16 protein-coding genes are annotated in these 19405 nt (G+C 65.7%); 10 read left to right on the top strand and 6 right to left on the bottom strand.

The genetic code is table 11. From position 1 onward, the window contains the following. The 3 genes from ISP14_RS09210 (at position 1) to ISP14_RS09220 (ending at position 5367) form a co-directional block, all read left to right on the top strand. Positions 1–606, top strand: coding sequence for a pilus assembly PilX family protein (locus ISP14_RS09210; RefSeq protein WP_404538511.1), 606 nt, complete (start codon positions 1–3; stop codon positions 604–606). A 76-nt stretch (positions 607–682) separates the two neighbouring features. Next, positions 683–4885 (top strand): pilus assembly protein, encoded by a 4203-nt coding sequence (locus ISP14_RS09215; protein ID WP_404538514.1) that lies wholly within the window; start codon positions 683–685, stop codon positions 4883–4885. Further along, positions 4882–5367, top strand: coding sequence for a type IV pilin protein (locus tag ISP14_RS09220; RefSeq protein ID WP_404538517.1), 486 nt, complete (start codon positions 4882–4884; stop codon positions 5365–5367). Before ISP14_RS09215 ends, ISP14_RS09220 begins: the two co-directional genes overlap by 4 nt. A gap of 136 nt (positions 5368–5503) precedes the next feature. Here ISP14_RS09220 and ISP14_RS09225 read toward each other — a convergent pair whose 3' ends face one another. Together ISP14_RS09225 and ISP14_RS09230 are read right to left on the bottom strand one after the other, a co-directional pair. After that, positions 5504–6181, bottom strand: coding sequence for a Fe2+-dependent dioxygenase (locus ISP14_RS09225; RefSeq protein WP_404538520.1), 678 nt, complete (start codon positions 6179–6181; stop codon positions 5504–5506). 87 nt (positions 6182–6268) lie between these two features. Then, a complete protein-coding gene (locus ISP14_RS09230) occupies positions 6269–8623 on the bottom strand; it encodes a catecholate siderophore receptor Fiu (RefSeq protein ID WP_404538523.1) in 2355 nt (784 codons plus the stop codon). 238 nt (positions 8624–8861) lie between these two features. On the opposite strand from ISP14_RS09230, the gene panE reads away from it, so the two are divergent. Continuing rightward, on the top strand, positions 8862–9788 hold the full coding sequence (panE, locus tag ISP14_RS09235; RefSeq protein WP_404538525.1) for a 2-dehydropantoate 2-reductase: 927 nt from the start codon (positions 8862–8864) through the stop codon (positions 9786–9788). 194 nt (positions 9789–9982) lie between these two features. Here the strand turns inward: panE and ISP14_RS09240 are convergent, their stop codons facing one another. After that, positions 9983–12109, bottom strand: coding sequence for a M13 family metallopeptidase (locus ISP14_RS09240; RefSeq protein WP_404538528.1), 2127 nt, complete (start codon positions 12107–12109; stop codon positions 9983–9985). Between the two features lie 245 nt (positions 12110–12354). Next, positions 12355–13017, bottom strand: coding sequence for a DUF502 domain-containing protein (locus ISP14_RS09245; protein WP_404538532.1), 663 nt, complete (start codon positions 13015–13017; stop codon positions 12355–12357). A gap of 109 nt (positions 13018–13126) precedes the next feature. Here ISP14_RS09245 and ISP14_RS09250 point away from each other — a divergent pair, with 109 nt between their 5' ends. Together ISP14_RS09250 and ISP14_RS09255 are read left to right on the top strand one after the other, a co-directional pair. After that, positions 13127–13648, top strand: a complete 522-nt coding sequence (locus ISP14_RS09250; protein ID WP_404538535.1) for an RNA polymerase sigma factor — start codon at positions 13127–13129, stop codon at positions 13646–13648. Between the two features lie 2 nt (positions 13649–13650). Then, complete coding sequence (locus tag ISP14_RS09255) at positions 13651–14316, top strand: hypothetical protein (protein ID WP_404538538.1); 666 nt, start codon at positions 13651–13653, stop codon at positions 14314–14316. A 93-nt stretch (positions 14317–14409) separates the two neighbouring features. On the opposite strand, the gene ISP14_RS09260 is transcribed toward ISP14_RS09255, so the two are convergent. Together ISP14_RS09260 and trxA are read right to left on the bottom strand one after the other, a co-directional pair. After that, entirely contained in the window at positions 14410–14862 is a 453-nt protein-coding gene (locus ISP14_RS09260) for a DUF4442 domain-containing protein (protein ID WP_404538541.1), read from the bottom strand. Continuing rightward, the gene (gene trxA / locus ISP14_RS09265; RefSeq protein ID WP_404538544.1) at positions 14862–15719 is read right to left on the bottom strand and encodes a thioredoxin; all 858 of its coding nucleotides are present in this window, start codon (positions 15717–15719) and stop codon (positions 14862–14864) included. Before trxA ends, ISP14_RS09260 begins: the two co-directional genes overlap by 1 nt. Before the next feature lie 109 nt (positions 15720–15828). On the opposite strand from trxA, the gene ISP14_RS09270 reads away from it, so the two are divergent. The 4 genes from ISP14_RS09270 to ISP14_RS09285 are packed head-to-tail and all read left to right on the top strand — an operon-like array spanning position 15829 to position 19391. Beyond that, positions 15829–16479: a paraquat-inducible protein A gene (locus ISP14_RS09270; protein WP_404538547.1), complete on the top strand. Its 651-nt coding sequence runs from the start codon at positions 15829–15831 to the stop codon at positions 16477–16479. Beyond that, positions 16476–17114, top strand: a complete 639-nt coding sequence (locus ISP14_RS09275; RefSeq protein WP_404538549.1) for a paraquat-inducible protein A — start codon at positions 16476–16478, stop codon at positions 17112–17114. The genes ISP14_RS09270 and ISP14_RS09275 overlap by 4 nt, the downstream gene beginning before the upstream one ends. Beyond that, positions 17107–18789, top strand: a complete 1683-nt coding sequence (locus ISP14_RS09280) for a PqiB family protein (protein WP_404538552.1) — start codon at positions 17107–17109, stop codon at positions 18787–18789. Before ISP14_RS09275 ends, ISP14_RS09280 begins: the two co-directional genes overlap by 8 nt. Next, positions 18786–19391 carry a PqiC family protein gene (locus ISP14_RS09285; protein ID WP_404538554.1) on the top strand — a complete coding sequence of 202 codons (606 nt, stop codon included), beginning with the start codon at positions 18786–18788 and terminating at the stop codon, positions 19389–19391. Before ISP14_RS09280 ends, ISP14_RS09285 begins: the two co-directional genes overlap by 4 nt. The last annotated feature ends 14 nt before the right edge of the window (positions 19392–19405 follow it).

Consider the following 19405-nt stretch of genomic DNA (forward strand, 5'->3'; position numbering starts at 1 on the left):
ATGAACGCGCCCACTCTTTCCAGCCTTCGCCGCATCCGCAGCCTGCATGCCGGTGCACGTACGCAACGCGGCATCGCCCTGGTGGTGGCGCTGATCCTGCTGGTGCTGATCACCCTAGTGGGTCTGGCCGCGGTGCACGGCACCATCCTGCAGCAGAAGATGGCGTCCAACCAATACGACCGCGAGCAGGCGTTCCAGAGTGCCGAGGCGGCGATACGCGCCGCAGCGGCCCAGGTGGCCACCACGCCGGGGATCAGCTGGCACAACTGCCAGGCTGGCGGCATTACCTGTCTGCCCAATCCGTTCAGCGATCCGACGTTGCCGACCAGCGCCATCTATACCGTGACCACGGGTACCGCAACGGGCAGCTATACCGCTACTGCGACCGCCGCTGGGCAGCCGCAGTACGTGGTGGAAAACATGGGTAACTGGGTGAACCAGCAGAGCAATACCGGTTTTGGCAATACGGCCAATTCCCGCAACTACGGCGTACAGGGTGGCTCCAGTACATCGGTGTACTACCGCATCACCGCGCGCAGTGGCGATCCCGCCAAGGTGGGTGATCGCGCGGTGGTCACCCTCCAGGCCGTGATCAAGCAGGGCTGATCGGCAGCGACGCATGACTCGCGGCATGCATGGCGCACAAATGCCAGGCACCGCAAACATCCAGAGTGGAAACGCCATGAAAACGCATCCGTTGCCGTTCATTTCCCGCATCGGCGCCTTCGGCAGGCTGCTGGTTGCCGCCTTTGGCGTCTGGCTGGTGGGAGCCGTCTATGCGCCGCCCGTCATGGCTGCGACTACGCAGGTGTCCGTGAGCCAGTCGCCGTTGAGCCTGCAGCCGACGATTCCGCCCAACGTGGTGCTGATGCTGGACGATTCCGGTTCGATGAATTGGGACGTGATGCCGGACTACTCGTATCTCGGCGCGACTCCAGGCTCGCCCACCGCGAGCGAGCTGACCAGCTCCGACGTCAACGGCCTCTACTACAACCCGAATGTCACTTACTCGCCACCATACAAGGCCAATGGCCAGTTGTACCCTGCGGCGACTTTTACCGCGGCATGGGTCGATGGTTTCCATACTGGCAACGGTATGGTGAATCTGACGAACTATGATGGTTCGAGCGACTCCAGCAGCAACAGCACTTGCTACGCAGCGAATGCATTCTGCCCGCCGAGCAATATCGGTTATACGGCGTCGTTTAATGTAACCACGACGGGTACCCCTTACGCGCCGACGATTTGCCCGACCGGGTATTCGATTCAGTCCAATGGGCAGTGCGTGGAGCAGCCCGCTACGCCCACCTGCGGGTATAACTATACGTTCCAGACCACGGGCAAGAATGCGGGTCTGTGTGTCAAAAACACGAATAGCAATAAGACCCAGAGCCCTACCTGTCAGTATGGATACACCTACAGCTCGACAACCATGCAGTGCATGCCGACTCCGGTCCTTTCCCAGGCGGCACTCTGCAACAGCAGCACGGACACCTACAACGCAAACACCAATCTTTGCACGCCGGTGCAGTCGCAGGCCACGTATTCGTTCTTCACCTATACGGTGAAAAACTCGGATGGCAGCTTCACGAGCCATTATGTGGGCCTGGCCGGCACCTGCGCATTGGCGGTGCCGGGCGGGATGGTTGCGAGCAACTGCGACGATAGTGCCGCGACCCAGCAAAACGTCGCCAATTGGTATTCCTACTACCACACCCGCATCCTGATGGCCAAGAGTGGCCTGATGGTGGCGTTCAACCAGATTGATCCGAGCTTCCGTTTCGGCTTTGGTTCGATCGACGGAGGAAATTACTCGGCGTCCATGGGCGTTAATGGTACCGACCCATTCACGACAAGCCTCGGTGGGGGGTACAACTACTCCACGGGCATCGCCCAGGTAGCACCGTTCGATACGAATTGTGTCAGCAGTCCCTCGACGTGCACGCCAGGCCAGTCGGGCACCCAGCGCGCGGATTTCTGGAGTTGGGTGGCTGGCGAGACGGCAGGCGGCGGCACGCCATTGCGCCAGGCCCTGGATTACGTTGGCCAGTATTACCAGACATCGCAGCCCTGGAAGACGATGTCCACCGACCCTGGTTACGGGACTACGAATCAACCGTCGAATATCGCCTGCCGGCAGTCCTACGCCATATTGACCACGGATGGTTTCTGGAACGACAGTTTTTCGTCTTCGAACTCGAGTCCGCCCGAGAATGGCGCCAGCAACGCACCATGGCCGGCCGTGAATGGTCCGAATGGTCTGGTCTGGCCGACCAGCACGAGCGGTAGCTCGCCGGGAGTACCTTACTCCGGAGGCGGAGTATCGTCGCAAGCCTCCTTGGCCGATGTGGCGTTGTACTATTGGGAAAACGACTTGATGTCGTCCGGCATGGGGGCATCCAATATCCCCAACGAAGTGCCGACCAATGCAGAGGATCCTGCGTTCTGGCAGCACATGACCACCTTCACCATGGGCCTTGGCTTTAAGCCGTCGGGGATCACGGGGAAGGCATCGAACGGCGATACGCCACCCACCATCAGCGATATCTTCAGCGCGGCCAACGGCAAGCTCACTCTCAGCAACTTCAGTTGGCCTACGCCTGCGTCAAACTCGATCAACAACCTCGCTGACCTCGCCCACGCGGGGGTGAACGGTCATGGCGGGTTCTATTCGGCGACCAGTCCGTCGACATTTATCAATGGCCTGACTGATGCTTTGAATCGCGCCTCCGAGCGCGTGGGCACGGGCGCCAGCCTGGCGGCCAATTCCACTCAGCTGACCAATGGTACCGTGGCCTATCAGGCCACCTACTACACCGCCGTGTGGGCGGGCGACCTGAATGCACTGGCGATCAATTCCAGCACCGGTGCCATTGCCACCACACCCACCTGGTCGGCGTCGACTAAGCTTCCCGCGGCCGCAAATCGCACGATAGTCACTTACAACCCGAGCGGAGCTTCAGGTTCCCAGTTTGTGGCGTTCCAGAACAACAGCAGCACTGGTGCGCCGCCGTCGCTGTCCACCACGGAATTGAACGCGCTCGGCAGTACGGCGACTGCGCAGGCGGCGGTGGTGAATTACCTGCGCGGCGACAGCTCGCAGGAGCAGAGCAATGGCGGCAACTATCGCACCCGCAAGACCCCGTTGGGCGACATCGTGGACTCGCAACCGGTGTATTCCGGGGCGCCGAATACCAACGAATTCGGGGGGCAGACATTCACCGGGATTACCAACACCGCGACGAGCGGAGACAATTCCTTCCAGGGTTTTGCCGGAGGTACCACGGATACCAGCGGCAATTTCACCGCCAGCGCGGCATCGCAGCGCGAGGCGCTGGTGTTCGTGGCTGGCAATGACGGCATGTTGCATGCTTTCGACGCAAGTTCTGGTGCTGAGACCTACGCCTACCTGCCAGGTGCTGTGATCGTCGGAGATAGCAATAACTACGGTGCCAACGCCACCATTGACGGTACTGCCCTGGCGACGCTGGCCAACACCAGCTATGGCACGACCACGGGTAGCACGCCGCACCAGTTCTACAACGATGGCGAACTTACCATTGCGGATGTCTTCGACGGCTCAAAATGGCGCACCGTGCTGGTGGGTACTACCGGCCGTGGGCCTGCGGAGGCCGTGTATGCGCTGGACGTTACCAACCCTTCCAGTATCACGCCGCTGTGGGAGCGCTCAGCCAACGATGGGAAAACCAATAGCAATTACATCGGCCAGATGGTGGGCAAACCGGTGATTGCCAAGGTGCAGGATGGCACCACGTCCGACTGGCAGGTGCTGATCGGCAATGGCTACAACAGCGCTAGTGGTCAGGCGGCGCTGCTGGAATTCGATGTCATCACGGGCACGCTTTCGGTGCATACGACCACCAATCGCTCGGGTTACACCACCGCCGGTAACGGTCTGGCTGCGCCGGTGGCCTGGATGGACAGCCCTGCTGCCGGCGTCAGCGACGTGGCTTATGCCGGCGATCTGCAAGGGCAGGTGTGGCGGTTCCCGTTGTCTACCTCCAAGACCACTGGTCAGGGGACCACCTATACGACTGATCCGGCAACCTTGGGCGGTACCGCTTCGGATGGTTTTGTCGTCTTCACTACCCAGCTGACCAGCAACGGTACGACCAATGTCCCGCAACCGATCATGGGCGGCATGCTGGCGGGCAGCGACCCTGCGACCAGCAACGTCTGGCTGTTCTTCGGTACCGGCCAGTATCTGAACAGCAATGACTTGGCCAACATGCAGGTGCAGAGCTGGTATGGCGTGGTCGCACAACCCAGCGGCGCATTTGCCACGAGTGCGTTGACGTACAGCAATCTGGTGCAGCGTGCGATCACTTCGGAGACGGATGGCAACACCAATGCTGTTCCGCCGACCTTGGGTGTGCGCACGATAACGACGAACGTCGACAGCAATGGTGGCGCCATACCCAGCGGCGATTCCGGCTGGTACATCAACTTGCAGGCACCGACCGGTGCGAGTGGGGCGCTGGTCAACCAGGGTGAGCGCATGGTTACCTCCAACCAGTTCCAGGGTAACCTGCTGCTGGCTACCACGCGCATTCCGATCGTTACCGACATCTGCAACCCCTCGGGCAGTGGCTGGGTGATGGCGGTGAACCCGTTCACGGGCACCAATCCGACCACGGGCTTCTACCAGGCCAATGGCAGCACCACGGTCACCATCACGGTGGGCGGCAGACTCGAGACGGTGCCGGTGGCGGGCGTGGGCTTCAGTTCGCTGCCGAACAATCCGATCTTCGTGGGCGGCGACATGTTGATGAGCTTCGACAACGGCACTACATCCAACGTGCAGACCACGGGTTCCACCGGTGGCGTGTCCCGCGTTTCCTGGCAGGAATTGGTGAACCCATGAACAAGATCGTCATGAATAAGGCAGACCGGACCGCCACGTGGAGGCAGGTGGGCTTCACCCTGCTGGAGTTGATGATCGTGGTGGCGATCGTCGCGATACTAGCGGCGATCGCGATCCCCTCGTATACGAACTATGTGGTCAAGACCAATCGGGCTGCGGCCGAAGGCTGTCTGTCCGAGTATTCGAACTACATGGAGCGGTTCTACACCACCAATCTGAGCTACTCCTATAACCAATCGACTGCAACGGCGTTCACTTCGCTGTCGTCGGTCAGCCTCGATTGCACCGCCACATCGCAGACAGGGAATAACTACACCTATAAGTTCCCGGCCGCCCCCAGCTCGACCAGCTATACCGTGCAAGCCGTGCCGATCAATGCGCAGTTGACGCGGGACACCCAGTGCGGGACGTTGAGTCTGGATCAGGCGGGCAACCGCAACATCAGCGGCACTGGTACCGTGGTCCAGTGCTGGGGCGGCTGATCGTGGTCGCTGGGCCGGGGGGCCGATTTCATTCGTAGCGCGGCGTGCGGTGTCGTGATGCAAGAAAGTGGTGACGGTTGTTGGATCCTGCACTCCGCAGGTACGGATTGCGAAACCCCGCGCTGGTCTGGCGTGCTCAGCTCTCCGCCCATTGCCGCAGCAGGTTGTGGTAGATGCCGGTGAGTTGCAGCACGGCGTCGCCGTCGGCGCCGGTGGCTCTGAGGCGCTGGATCGAGGCGTCCAGGTCGAACAGCAGGCGGCGGCGACCGTCGTCGCGTACCAGGCTCTGCACCCAGAAGAACGCGGCCACACGCGCGCCGCGCGTCACCGGCTGCACGCGGTGTACGCTGCTGGAGGGGTAGATGATGGCGTCGCCGGCGGGCAGCTTCACTTCGTGCTCGCCGTAGGTGTCGCTGACGATCAGCTCGCCGCCGTCGTAGTCGTCCGGATCGCTGAGGAACAGCGTGCAGGAGATGTCGCTGCGCAGCTGCTCGCCATTCGGCAAGGCCATCACCGAACCGTCGACATGCATGCCGTATTCGCCGCCGCCTTCGTAGCGGTTGAAGCGCGGCGGCAGCGTGCGCAGCGGCAAGGTGGCGGCGTGGTAGAGCGGGTGCTTCGCCAGTGCGGCAAGCACGACGCGGCCCAGCTCTTCGCGCAGCGGCGAGGCGTCTGGCAATTGCCGGTTGCGTTTCACCTGGGCGCCTTGCGCACCCACGGTTTCGCGGCCGTCGGTCCAGTTGGCCGCATCGAGTGCGCGGCGCAGCTGCGCGACCTGGGCGGAGTCGAGGATGTCGGGGATGTGCAGCAGCATGGCGAGGTTCCTTGACGCGGAAAGCCTTCCCCTGGGCGGGGAAGGTTCCGAGTTTGCCTCAGGCCGCTTCCGGCGGCGTGGTCGGGGTCAGAAGCGGAAGTTCGCCGTCAGCATGCCAGAGCGCGATGTGCCCGGGATGTAGCGGTAACCGCTCTTGTTGATGGACGCGGCGTAGTGCTTGTCGAACAGGTTGTAGAGGTTGAGCTGCAGGTCGAAGTGCTTGTTGACCGGATAGCTCGCCATGGCGTCGAACACCCAGTAAGCCTCGACGTATTTCGGCGTGCCGATCGCACCGTCGGCGCCGCGCTGCATCTCGCCCGAGTAGCGTGCGCCGCCGCCGATGACGAGGCCGAACGGCAGGTGGTAAGTGGTCCAGCTGGTGAACGCGTTCTTCGGCGTGTAGGCCAGCACGTTCGTGCCGTCGGCGGCAGGCGCCGAGCCGTTGGTGGCGCCGCTGAGGGCACCGTTGCTGGTGCTGGTGTGCATGGTGGTGAAGCCGGCGTTGACCGCCCAGTTCTTGGTGATCTGGCCGATGGCGGTGAGCTCCACGCCTTGCACGCGCTTGTTGCCGATCTGGTACCACAGCAGCGTGGTGGGATCCTGCTCCAGGTCGTTGCTGACCGTGGTGCGGTAGAGCGCGGCGGTAAGCAGCAGGCGTTCGTCGAACAGGTTCCACTTCGTGCCCAGCTCGGCGGTGCGCGACTTCTCCGGGTTGAGCGCAGGGTTGTCCACGCTGTTTGCGGATGCGCTGAACGACAAGCTGTTGCCGCCCGGAGGCTGCGCGGCGGTGGCGAGGTTGGCGTAGATGCTGCCGTTCGCCGCCGGCTTGTAGATCACGGCGAGCTGCCAGCTCGGCAGGTTGTCGGACTTGCTGGCATCGACGCCGGGCACGATGGTGCCGGTGGCCAGGTTCCCGCAGGCCGGGCCGCTCCTGCCTCCGCAGGCAACGGCGCTGCTGAAGTCGGTGGTGTAATGGTCGAGGCGTGCGCCGGCATTGACCTGCCACTGCTCGTTGAACTTCAGCGTGTCGAACACGTAAGCGCCCACCGTGTTGGTCTTGCCGCGCGTCCAGCCGCCGTTGGGGCCGTAGGTCAACGGAGTGGAGACATTCGGGTTCGGGTCGTACAGGTTGGCGGCGGACCAGGTGCTGCCGTTCAACGCGGCGAGCGTGGTCGTGCCCAGCGTCTCCCGGCTCAATTCGATACCGGTGCTCAAGTTGTGCGTGATCGTGCCGGTTTCGAAGTTGGCGGTGAGGTTGAGCTGGTTGGCGACGATACGGTTGGTCTGATCCTTGAAGTTCGGGTTGCTGCGCGCCACCGTCCAGGTCGAAGGATCGCCGGGGTTCGGCGTCTGCAGATTGGCGGCGGTGCCCATGAACGAGGTCAGCAGGTAATCCTCGTGGGTGCGCCCCCAGCGCAAGGTGTCGTGCAGCAACACGTCTTCCGAGAAGTCGTGCTGCAGGATGGCGGTGAACATGTCCTCGACGACGTGGTCGTGGTCCTGGTCGGTGCCGTAGAAGTTGCTCGGGTCGACCTTCGACGCATTGCCGATGAAGGGGCGCGTGGGGTCGGGTGAGGTGTAGCCGGGCAGGCCGATGGTGGGAATGCCGCCGTCGGGTACGTTGTCCTGCTTCACGTGCAGGTAGTCGAGGTAGACGCGCGTGGGCGTGCCCAGCCCGAAGGCCAGCGAGGGCGCCACGCCCCAGCGGTCGTTCTTCACTTCGTCGCGGCCGGGCACGCCGCTGTTCTGGCCGAGCACGTTGAGCCGGAAGGCGGCGTTGGTGCCGACCTGCTGGTTCCAGTCCGCGGTGGCGCGCTTCTGGTCGGCGCTGCCGTAGGACAGCGAGCCCGATACTGCGTTGCCGAGTTGTGGCTGCTTGGTCACCAGGTTGACCGCGCCGGAGGGCGCCGTGCGGCCGTACTCCGTGCTGTCCGGGCCCTTGGTCACTTCGATCTGTTCGATATCAAACACGTCGCGCGAGATCGTGCCGAGATCGCGCACACCGTCCACGAAGATGCTGCCGGAGGTATCGAAGCCGCGCATGAAGATGGCATCGCCAGTGCTGGTGGAGCCGTTTTCGCCCGCGAAGAACGTGCCCACCCCGGGGGTGTTGCGCAGCGCTTCGGTCAGCGTGGTGGCGCCTTGTTCGTGGATCAGCTCCTGGCTGATGACGACGATGGTCTGCGGCGTGTCCACCAGCGGTTGGGTGAACTTGGACGAGGACAGCTGATCGACCTTGTACGGCACCGCCTTGCCTTCCACGGTGACGCCCGGCAAGCGCTTGGCCGTGGCGACCTGGGCGTCGGTGGCGGGCGGCGGGGCATCGGTGGTGGCGGCCATCGCCGGCAGCGCGAGCGCGAGACTGGTCGCCAGCGTGGCGGTGAGTGCGGGGGCGGGTGAGCGGCGCGTCACCGGATGCTTGCGGCTTTTGACGAAGTCCATCAGGAAAAACTCCACAGGTATGCCGGAAAAGAGGGCGAGCGACGCTTCCTGCCTGACAAGGCGCACACGCAGCGTGCGTCGCATATGGCGGCGCAAGATAAAGCAAACGAGAATGATTCGCAATATTGAAATGTCTGCGGAGAGATGGCACGCCGACCAAGGTCGGCTCGGCAGCCACGGCAAGGCGGGTTAACCTGACCGGCGCACCGACGGATTCCGTCGCGAGGAGAACTGAGGCATGCGTATTCTGGTTGTCGGCGCCGGCGCCACCGGTGGCTATTTCGGCGGACGCCTGCTGCAGGCGGGCGCGGACGTGCGCTTCCTGGTGCGCGAGCAGCGCGCGGCCCTGCTGGCGCGCAACGGCCTGCGTATCCGTAGTGCGCTGGGCGATGCCGACATCGCAGCGCCGCCAACCGTCACCGCGGCCACGTTGCGCGAGCCGTTCGATCTCGTGCTGCTGAGCTGCAAGGCCTGGGACCTGCCGCAGGTGATCGAGGACATTGCGTCCGCCGTGGGCGAAAGCGGTGCGGTGTTGCCGATCCTCAACGGCATGCGCCAACTCGACCTGCTCGATGCGCGCTTCGGTGCTGCGCGGGTGCTGGGCGGGCAATGCGTAATTGCCGCCACGCTGGATGCCGACGGTACCGTGCACCATCTCAACCGCTCGCACAGCCTCAGCTTCGGCGAGCGCGACGGCAGCGATTCGGAACGCGTGCGAGGCATCGCGCAGGCGATGGCCGGCGCGAACTTCGAGCCGCGCGCCAGCGGCACCATCGTGCAGGACATGTGGGACAAGTGGGTGTTCCTCGCCAGCCTCGCCGGCATCACCTGCCTGATGCGTGCGCCGGTGGGTGACATCATGGCGGCGGCCGGCGGCCGCGCGGCGACACTGGCCTTGCTCGACGACTGCCGCCGAGTCGCCACTGCCTGCGGCCACGAGCCGCGGCCGGCGGCGCTGCAGCGCGCGCACGACGTGCTCACCGAAACCGGCTCCACGCTCAGTGCTTCGATGATGCGGGACCTCGAGCACGGTGGGCGCATCGAGGCCGATCACGTGATCGGCGACTTGCTGGCGCGCGGGGAGGCGCATGGTGTGGAAACGCCCATGCTGCGCCTGGCGCATGCGCACCTGAAGGCTTACGAGGCACGTTGCGCACACACGTGACGTTGCCTTGATTCCGTAGGCTGCAGCGTCTCTCGCCGGCGCGACCGCTCGCCGCGATTGCGGCCTTGCAAATGCTGCTTATCGGGCCACGGCGCACTTTGCGGGCGCGGCACCGGCACAAAAAAACGCCGCGCTTGCGCGCGGCGTCGAGGAGGCTGCGGGTCGCGGCGGGACCGGCCGCGACCCGCAGGGACTTACCAGATCTTCACCTGCTTGTCGCCCGAACGCACCATCGCATCGCCCGGCTTGCACTGGAAGGCGGTGGCGAAGGCGGTCATGTCCGACGGCGAGGCGATGGCGCGGACCGCGATCGGCGAGTGCGGATCGACGTTGAGGTACAGCTCGGCCTGCTTGTCGCGCACGCTGCCGCGCCACACGCGCGCCCAGCTGAGGAAGAAGCGCTGGTCCTGGTTGTAGCCGTCGATCTTCTGGTCGGCTTCGGACGCGTTCTTCTTCAGCGCGGCCTGCAGCGCCGAGTAGGCGATGTTGAGGCCGCCCAGGTCGGCGATGTTCTCGCCCAGGGTCAGCTTGCCATTGACGTGCAGGTCGGGCTTGCCCGCGATCGGGGCGTAGCCGTCGTACTGGTCGACCAGTGCCTTGGAGCGCTCGTCGAACTGCTTCTTGTCCTGCGGCGTCCACCAGTTGGCGCGGTTGCCGTCGCCGTCGAACTGGCTGCCCTGGTCGTCGAAGCCGTGGCTGGACTCGTGGCCGATCACTGCGCCGATGCCGCCGTAGTTGATCGCGTCGTCGCCCTTCGCATAGAAGAACGGCGGCTGCAGGATCGCGGCCGGGAAGTTGATGGTGTTGGTGCTCGGGTCGTAGTAGGCATTGACCATCTGCGGGGTCATATCCCACAGCTTGCGGTCGGTGGGCTTGCCGATCTTGGACAGGTCGTACTGGTAGTTGTACTTCTGCGCGGCCTGCAGGTTGCCGTACCAGTTGTCCGCGCTGATGTTCAGGCCCGACCAGTCGCGCCACTCGCCCTCGTCGGGGTAGCCGATCTTGGGCAGGAACTTGTTCCACTTGTCGACGGCCTTGGCCTTGGTCGCGTCGCTCATCCAGTCCAGATGCTCGATGCGGTCCTTCAGCGCGTCACGCACGTTGGTGACCAGCTCTTCGGCACGCTGCTTGGTCTCCGGCGTGAACACCTTGGCCACGTACAGCTGGCCCAGGCCCATGCCCATCGAGCCGTTGACGCCGCCCAACACCTGCTTCCAGCGCGCCTTCTGCTCGGGCTGGCCGGACAGGGTCTTGCCGTAGAAGTCGAACTTGTTGTCGCGGAACGTCTTGGACAGCGAGCTGGACGCGTCGTCGATGGCGTGGAAGCGCAAGTAGGCCTGCCACTCGGATGCCGGCGCGCTGGTCAGCAGCTTGTCGAACTCGGCGAAGAACTTCGGCTGCGACAGCGAGAAGCCCTTGTCGATGGTCACGCCCTGGGCCTTGAAGAACTGCTCCCAGCTGAAGTGCGGGGTGACCTTGTCGGCATCCTTGACGCTGACGAAGTGGTACTGGTTGTCGAGGTCGCGCATCTCGGTGGGGGCCAGCGAGGCGCCGGCCAGCGCGGTCTCGAACTTCATCACCGCGTCAGCCTGCTTCTTGGCGTCGGCCTCGGACACGCCGGCCAGCTGCAGCGTCTTGGCGATGTAGGCCACGTAGGCGGTGCGCAGGTCCTTGTACTCGGGCTTGGAGTAGTAGTCCTTGGTGGGCAGGCCCAGGCCGCCCTGCTGCGCGAAGCCGATCTGCTTGGTGGCGTCCTTGAAGTCCGCGCCGGCACCGAAGCCGAACACCTGGCCTTCGCCGTCGGCGGCGCTCTGGTTGAGGTAGTTCACGATGTCGGCGGTGTTCTTCAGGCCGTCGATGGCGGCGAGCTTCGGCTTGATCGGGTCGAAGCCGGCCTTTTCGATGGCTGCGTCGTCCATGCCGGACTTGTACAGCCAGCCGATCTTCTGCTCGACCGAGCCGGCCTTGGCGCTGTCGGCGTTCTTGGCGGCGTCTTCGACGATCTGGTGCTGGGTGTCCAGGCTCTGCTCGGCCAGCGCATTGAACGCGCCCCAGCTGGTGTGATCGGAGGGGATCGGATTGGCCGCGACCCACTTCGCGTTGACGAAGCCGTTGAAGTCCGTGCAGGCCTCGTTGCTGGCGCCCAGCTCGCTGACGTCGAACACGCTGACCGGGGCGGCGGCAGCCGCGGTGGTGGCGGCCGGGGCCGGGGCGGTGGCCGGTGCGGCCGGCGCGGCGGCCTGCTCGCTCTTGCCGCAGCCGGTCAGCGCCAGCGCGACAGCGGCGGCCAGCGCCAGGGGCTTCAGATACTGCTGGGTCATGGACTTCCCTCTCTTGGGTGTGTGGTTCCGCCGTGGCGGCGTTTTGCGCATGCAGGCCAGGCGCGGGCGGCTCCCCGTTCCGGCCATGACCGCCCACGCTAGGCCGATCGTCATGGTCGGCACAGTGTCAAAGGTCAGGGGTGGCTTCGGCAACCGGTCCAGGGCCGGTACCGCCGGGGTCCGGGACCTGGCTGGCGGAACGCGCCCGGTGGCCTGGCGGCGGCAGTCCACCGCGCGACGCGCGGTTACTGCGGCTGATCGGGTAGGCGGCGCGGGGCGGGCAGGCTTTCCGGCGACACCGCGCCACCGGAGATGATGAAGGCCATCGCCTGGTCCATGGTCCAGTCGGTCGGCGTCAGCTCGTCCATCGGCACCAGTTCGAGGTAGCCGCCGGTAGGGTTGGGCGTGGTCGGGATGTACACCGCCGCCATCTCGCGCCCGGTGCCTTCCTCGATCAGCGTGCGGGTGACGAAGCCCACGGCCTTCATGCCCGGCCGCGGGAAATCCACCAGCACCACGCGCTGGGTGCCGCCGGGCTTGTTCTGCAGCACCGCCATCAGCTTCTTGGTGCCGCCATAGATCGTCTGCACCAGCGGGATGCGCTGCAGCAGGCCGTCGAAGGTGTTGATGAGGCGGCGCCCGATCACGCGGTTCGCCAGCCAGCCCACCACGTACAGGCCGCCCAGGGTCAGCAGCAAGGCGAGCACGAAGACCAGCCCGCTCTTGTTGAGAGTGTCCGCGGCGTGCGGTGCGACCAGCTTCAGCGCTTCCGTCAGCGCCGCTACCAGCGGCGCGCCGATGCCGGCCAGCAGGCCCAGCACGAACTTGAACACCAATACCGTCACCCACAACGGCAGGAAGGTCAGCAGGCCGGTGATCAGATAGCGTTTGAGTCGCAGGGGAGGCATGGCGGCGCGGCTGGGGGAGGGTGGCCCATTGTAGGGAATGACGCGTCGGTGTGACTTTTTCCGCGGCCGTGCGAATCATGCTTGCAACGACGGGGATGCGTGGACGGACATGGGCGGCAAGGCGGACCAACAACGTTTCGAGGCGCTGTGGCGCGAGCACCGCGGCATCGTGCTCAAGGTGGCCAGCGTCTACGCGCGCAGCGCCGAGGAGCGGTTGGACCTGGCGCAGGAGATCGGCGCGCAGTTGTGGCGTTCCTTCGCCAGCTTCGACGAGCGGCGCGCGAAGTTCAGCACCTGGCTGTACCGCATCGCGCTGAACGTGGCGATTTCGCACCTGCGTCGCGAGAGCGGCGGGGACGGGCGCTTCGAGCCGCTGGACGAGGGGCATCTCGAAACCATCGCAGGCGAGCCCGCGGCGGAACCGGACGAACGCATCGGCGCGCTGCACACCTTCATCGGCGAGCTCGATGCGCTCAACCGAGCGCTGATCCTGCTGTACCTCGAAGACAGAAGCTACGCCGAGATCGCCGAGGTGCTCGGCATCAGCGCCACCAACGTGGCCACCAAGATCAACCGCGTCAAACAGAAGCTGCGCGGCCAGATGACCGCTGCGACCACTATCGGAGCATGACCATGGAACTCGACGAGATGAAACTTGCCTGGCAGGCACTGGGACAGCAGCTGGAGCGGCAGAACGCGCTCGGCCTCGAATTGTTGCGGCAAGGCCGGGCCAGCCGACTGCGCGGGCACCTGCGCCCGCTGGTGTGGGGGCTGTCGCTGCAGGTCGCGCTTGGCATCGCGATCATGCTGTGGGGCATCAGTTTCTGGTCCACGCACACGGCCATCTGGCAGGCGATGGCCTGCGGCATCGCCATGCAGGCTTTCGGCACGCTGGCCTTCATCTTTCCTATCCGTCTGCTGGCCATGCAGCAGGGCATCGACTATGCCGCCCCGGTGGTGGAAATCCAGCGTCGCCTCGCGCAGATGCGCGCGTGGCGAGTGAAGGTGGAGGCGCCGGTGTTCGCGCTGCTGGGGAGCGTGATCTGGATACCCGCGCTACTGATGTGGGGGCAGTACGAAGGGGATCGCTTCGGCCTGGATCTGTGGCAGCACATGCAACCCGGAGTGATGGTGTGGCTGCTGTTGAGCGTCGGTGTCTCGGTCGGGGTGGTGTTCCTCGCCCGCTTCGTGGTGCGCAGGCTCGGTCATGGCCGCTGGCTGGAAAACAGTCTGGCGGGCGGCTCCATCGTCAAGGCCGAGGCGGCGCTCGCGGAGATCGCGCGTTTCGAGCGGGAGTGAGGCGGGGGCTGGCGGCGAACCGCATGTCGGGCTTCAGCCCGACATGCACGGGGCATCGGGCGGGGGAGTCCCGACCCACGGAAGCCGCGGCCCTCAGCGCGCCCGCGGCTTCAAGCGCACGTAGAGCTGCTTGCGCACGCGAGCGATCACTTCGCCGGAGGCGGTGGTGATGTCGTTCTCGAACCAGTGCAGCACCTTCTCGCCGCCGGCCGCGGCGCCGCGCAGTTCGTCGACGATGGCGTCGTCGAGTTTGAAGTGGGCGTAGACGTCCTCGCGGCCGGGCGCCACGAAGTCGATCGCGCCGGCCTTGTCCCAGACGTAGTAGTCGGACCCGAGCCGGCGCATCGCCAGCAGCATCCAGAACGGATCGACCATCGCGAACAGGTTGCCGCCGAACTGGCTGCCCACGTAGTTGCGGTTGCGGCGGCGCAGGCGCAGCACCACCTTCGCTTCCGCGTAGTCCTCGCTCAGCGACTGCAGGCGGATGGCATTGATCAGGAACGGCGGCCACAAGTTCAGCAGCCGCCGGAAGGTGGATGCCTTCATCAGAACAGAAGGGAGGCCATGCGACGACGGTAGCGGCCGACCAGTTCAGCGTCGTCCAGCGTGTTGAAAGCGGCGAGCAGGCGCTTCTTCGCGGTGCCGTCGTTCCAGTCGCGGGCGTGTTGCAGGATGGCAAGGAACTGTTCGAGGCCGGCGGCCGGGTCGCCGCCCAGCAACAGGCGCACGCCGAGCAGATCGCGCGCTTGCCAGTCGGCGGCGTCGGTCGCCACGCGCTGCTCCAGCTCGGCTTGCGCGGGTGCGTCCTTCAGCACGCGCGCCAGTTCCAGCTGCTGGCGCAGGCGCACCGCGCGCGCATCGGTGGCGAGATTGGCGGGCAGGGCGTCGAGCTCGGCGGCGGCGGCGTCGCTATGGCCGGCCAGGGCCAGCGCCACCGCGAGGTCGAGTTTCAGTTCGGCGCGCTCGGGCTCGGCGGCGATAGCCTGCTGCAGGCGGTTGATCGCCGCTTCCGGCGTCTCGGCGGGCGCTTCGGCTGCTTCGGACTCACTTTCCAGCGGTTGCACGTGGCGTTCGAGGAATTCGCGCAGCTGGCCCAGCGGCAAGGCGCCGGCGAAGCCGTCGGCGATCTGGCCGTCCTTCACCAGCATCACGGTGGGCACGCTGCGGATGCCGAACATCGCGGCCAGCTGCTGGTTCTTGTCCACGTCCACCTTGCCGAGGCGGAACGCGCCCTTGTACTCGGCGGCGAGCTGTTCCAGCAGCGGGCCCAGCGTCTTGCAGGGGCCGCACCAGGTGGCCCAGAAGTCGACCAGCACCGGGGTGTCCAGCGAGGCACTGATGACCTCGGCCTCGAAATTCTGTTCGGTGACGTCGAAGACGTGGTCGAGGGTGGCGTCGGTCACGGCGGGTTCCAGCAAAGGGGAAACTCCCCACATCGGGGTGCCGGCGAGCATATCAAGGGAATCGACGAGGCTTCAGCCGCAAGCCGGCCGGATTTGCGAGAATTGCCGCATGGACGCGTCAACCCCGCACTGCATCGACACGACTGCTCCGGCGCTGCTGATCTGCGAGCACTGCGACACCGTGCATCGCCGTCACCCCCTGGCGAGGGGCGAGGTGGCCGAGTGCGCCCGCTGCGGCGCGGTGCTGGAGCGCTGCCGCGGCATGCCCGCGAAGACCATGCTGGCGCTGGTGCTGACCGCGCTGGTGGTGTTCGTGCAGGCCACGCTGTGGCCGATCGTGACGCTGGGCCTGAACGGCCAGTACGTGGACGCCACGCTGTGGGACATGATCCACATGATGTGGGTCGACCACTCGCAAGTGGTGGCGGTGCTGGCGGCAGGCACGCTGTTCGTGTTTCCGCTGGGCAAGATCCTGATCCTCGGCTGGCTGCTGATGTATGCGCGCAACGGCCGCCGTGCGCCAGGCTTCCGCCAGCTGATGGTGGCGCTGCATCACCTGGGGCCGTGGACGATGAGCGAGGTGTTCGTGCTCGGTGCGCTGGTGTCCATCGTCAAGGCGCACCTGTATTTCGACGTGCTCCCCGACCCGGGCATCTACGCCTATGGCGCGCTGATGCTATTGATCACCGTGTTCGCCGGTATCGACCTCACCCGGCTGTGGGACGAGACCCGCGACGAGCACGCGGAGGAGTTGCCATGAGCGCCTTGCCCCGCGCCGCCGAGCTCGGCCTGATCGGCTGCCACGTCTGCGGCCAGGTCTGCCATGCCGCGGGCGTCGAGGACGACGGCGGCACGCTGGCCTGTCCGCGCTGCGGCTCGACGCTGCACCGGCGCAAGCAGGCGGTCTATACGCGCACCTGGGCGCTGCTGATCGCCGCGTTCCTGATGTACATCCCTGCCAACCTGTTGCCGATCATGCGCACGGCGAGCCTGGGCGACATCGACGACAACACCATCCTGAGCGGCGTGGTAGAGCTGTGGGTGAAGGGATCGCCGGGGCTGGCGGTGATCGTGTTCTGCGCCAGCATCATGGTGCCGATGCTGAAATTCCTCGCGCTCGGCACCTTGCTGATCAGCTGCCACCGCGGCAGCAGCTGGGCACGGCGGCAGCGCGCGCAGCTGTACCGGCTGGTGGAGTTGATCGGCTATTGGTCGATGCTCGATGTGTTCGTGGTGGCGCTGCTCACCGCGCTGGTACGCTTCGGCTACTTCAGCCTGGTGGAGCCGCTGCCCGGCGTAGTGTTCTTTGGCCTGACCGTGGTGCTGACCATGTTCGCCTCGATGTGTTTCGATCCCCGGCTGATCTGGGACGGCAAGGAAGATTCCGATGACTGACGAGCAATCCGGCGCACCGCCATCGCCAGGCGGCGACGCCTTGCCGCGCCCGGTACTGCGCAAGCGGCGCACGAACGCCTCGCTGATCTGGCTGGTGCCGATCCTGGCGGCGATCGTGGGCGTGTCGCTGGTGGTGAACAGCTGGCTGCAGGCCGGGCCCGACATCACGATCAGCTTCCAGAGCGCGCAAGGCCTCGCCGATGGCAAGACGCCGGTGAAATACAAGGATGTGGTGATCGGCAAGGTGGACAAGATCCGCCTCAGCGGCGACCGCAGCCACGTATTGGTGAAGGTGGCGCTGGACAAGAGCGCGAAGGCTTTCGCCACCAAGGACACGCGTTACTGGGTGGTGCGCCCGCGCATCGGCCTGGGCGGCGTCTCCGGCGTGGATACGCTGTTCTCAGGCGCCTACATCGGTGCAGACACCGGCGATTCCAGCGAGCCGGAGGACGAGTTCAAAGGCTTGGAGAATCCGCCCGCGGTGACCAACGGCGAACCGGGCAAGAGCTACACCTTGCATGCCGACGACCTCGGTTCGCTCGACATCGGCTCGCCGGTGTACTTCCGCCGCATCCAGGTGGGCCGGGTGGTGTCCTACCAGCTGGACAAAGACGGCAAAGGCGTGTCGCTCGCGGTGTTCATCGACAGCCCGAACGACCGCTTCGTGGATACCTCCACCCGCTTCTGGAACGCCAGCGGCGTGGACGTGTCGCTGGGCGCGGACGGGCTCAAGCTCAATACCCAGTCGCTGGCCACCGTGCTGGCCGGCGGCGTGGCCTTCCAGGATCCGGGCGGTCCGCACGATGCCACGCCGGCGTCCGACGGCGCCAACTTCAGCCTGTTTGGCGACGAGACCGCCGCGATGGCGCCGCCCGACGGCGAGCCGCGCTACATCCGCATGCGTTTCGACCAGCCGCTGCGCGGGCTGGCGGTGGGCGCGCCGGTGGAGTTCCTCGGGATGAACTTCGGCAAGGTGGTGTCGATCCGCATGGATTATGACGAGAAGGCCCAGCGCTTCCCGTTCATCGTCGGCGCCGTGATCTACCCCGAGCGGCTGGGGCAAGCGAATGCCAAGCTGGTGGCGCTGGCGAAGGCCCACGGCGACAACGCCGATCTCTCGCACATGGTGGGCAAGCTGGTCGAGCACGGCCTGCGCGCGCAGGCGCGCACCGGCAACCTGCTCACCGGCCAGCTCTACATCTCGATGGACTTCCTGCCGCATGCGACGCAGGCGCACTACGATCCCGATGCGCGGCCGCTGGAGATTCCCACCGCGCCGGGCAGCTTCGACAAGCTGCAGGAGCAGATGGCCGACATCGTGGACAAGCTGGACAAGGTCCCGTTCGACCAGATCGGCAACCACCTCAACGACTCGCTGGCCAGCCTCGACGCCACGTTGAAGCAGGTGAACGGCCAGACCCTGCCTGCGATCAACGACACCATGCACGACGCACGCAAGACGCTGGGCACGGCCAACGATACGCTGTCGGCCGATTCGCCGCTGCAGCAGAACCTGGGCAACACGATGCAGGAACTGCAACGCACGATGCGCTCGCTGCGCGTGCTCACCGACTATCTCGGCGTGCATCCGGAATCGCTGCTGCGCGGTCGCCCGGCCGACCCGAAGCCGGCGGGGCCGAAGCCCGCCGCCCCCGCCAACAGGAGCCAGCCATGAGCCGCTCGTGGATACTCGCCGGCGCCGTCGCGCTGGGCCTCGCCGGCTGCGCCTCCGCCCCCATGCACTACTACACGCTGGCGACGCAGGCCGGCCCCGCGGCGCGCATCGCGCCGGCCCTGTATCCGTTCGAACTGCTGCCGGTCAGCGTGCCGGCCCAGGTCGACGTGCCGCAGCTGGTGGTGCGCACCGGGGGGCAGGGCATGCAGCCGCTGGACGGCGAGCGCTGGATCGCGCCGCTGGGTGACGAGATCCGCGGCGCGTTGTCCGCCGACCTGAGTCGTGCGCTGGGCGTGCCGGACATGAACGGCCTGCCCGGCAACGGCCAGCCGCGCCTGCGCATCGTGCTGGACGTCCGTCGCTTCGAGTCGATGCCCGGTGGCCACGCGCTGATCGAGGCTGCGTGGAGCCTGCGCCTCACCGGGGGTTCGGGCGGCCAGGACGCGTTTTCCTGCACCAGCCAGGTCAGCGAGCCGGCAGGCGCGGGCTATGACGCGCTGGTGGCTGCCCACCAGCAGGCGCTGGCCGAGCTGGCGAACCGCATCGCGGGCACGGCGCGGGTTTACGAGGCCGGCAACCGGCCGGCGTGCCCCGACGGCTGAGGCCGGCAGCCGGC

Origin of the sequence: Dyella agri, assembly GCF_044904705.1 — a bacterium.
GTDB classification, from domain to species: domain Bacteria; phylum Pseudomonadota; class Gammaproteobacteria; order Xanthomonadales; family Rhodanobacteraceae; genus Rhodanobacter_A; species Rhodanobacter_A agri.

Coding starts and splice junctions, on each gene's coding strand:
- ISP14_RS09275 (WP_404538549.1), top strand. CDS start 16,476: ATGAGCGCCTTGCCCCGCGCCGCCGAGCTCGGCCTGATCGGCTGCCAC.
- ISP14_RS09240 (WP_404538528.1), bottom strand. CDS start 12,109: ATGACCCAGCAGTATCTGAAGCCCCTGGCGCTGGCCGCCGCTGTCGCG.
- ISP14_RS09215 (WP_404538514.1), top strand. CDS start 683: ATGAAAACGCATCCGTTGCCGTTCATTTCCCGCATCGGCGCCTTCGGC.
- ISP14_RS09250 (WP_404538535.1), top strand. CDS start 13,127: ATGGGCGGCAAGGCGGACCAACAACGTTTCGAGGCGCTGTGGCGCGAG.
- ISP14_RS09280 (WP_404538552.1), top strand. CDS start 17,107: ATGACTGACGAGCAATCCGGCGCACCGCCATCGCCAGGCGGCGACGCC.
- ISP14_RS09270 (WP_404538547.1), top strand. CDS start 15,829: ATGGACGCGTCAACCCCGCACTGCATCGACACGACTGCTCCGGCGCTG.
- panE (WP_404538525.1), top strand. CDS start 8,862: ATGCGTATTCTGGTTGTCGGCGCCGGCGCCACCGGTGGCTATTTCGGC.
- ISP14_RS09260 (WP_404538541.1), bottom strand. CDS start 14,862: ATGAAGGCATCCACCTTCCGGCGGCTGCTGAACTTGTGGCCGCCGTTC.
- ISP14_RS09220 (WP_404538517.1), top strand. CDS start 4,882: ATGAACAAGATCGTCATGAATAAGGCAGACCGGACCGCCACGTGGAGG.
- ISP14_RS09210 (WP_404538511.1), top strand. CDS start 1: ATGAACGCGCCCACTCTTTCCAGCCTTCGCCGCATCCGCAGCCTGCAT.
- ISP14_RS09285 (WP_404538554.1), top strand. CDS start 18,786: ATGAGCCGCTCGTGGATACTCGCCGGCGCCGTCGCGCTGGGCCTCGCC.
- ISP14_RS09255 (WP_404538538.1), top strand. CDS start 13,651: ATGGAACTCGACGAGATGAAACTTGCCTGGCAGGCACTGGGACAGCAG.
- ISP14_RS09225 (WP_404538520.1), bottom strand. CDS start 6,181: ATGCTGCTGCACATCCCCGACATCCTCGACTCCGCCCAGGTCGCGCAG.
- ISP14_RS09245 (WP_404538532.1), bottom strand. CDS start 13,017: ATGCCTCCCCTGCGACTCAAACGCTATCTGATCACCGGCCTGCTGACC.
- ISP14_RS09230 (WP_404538523.1), bottom strand. CDS start 8,623: ATGGACTTCGTCAAAAGCCGCAAGCATCCGGTGACGCGCCGCTCACCC.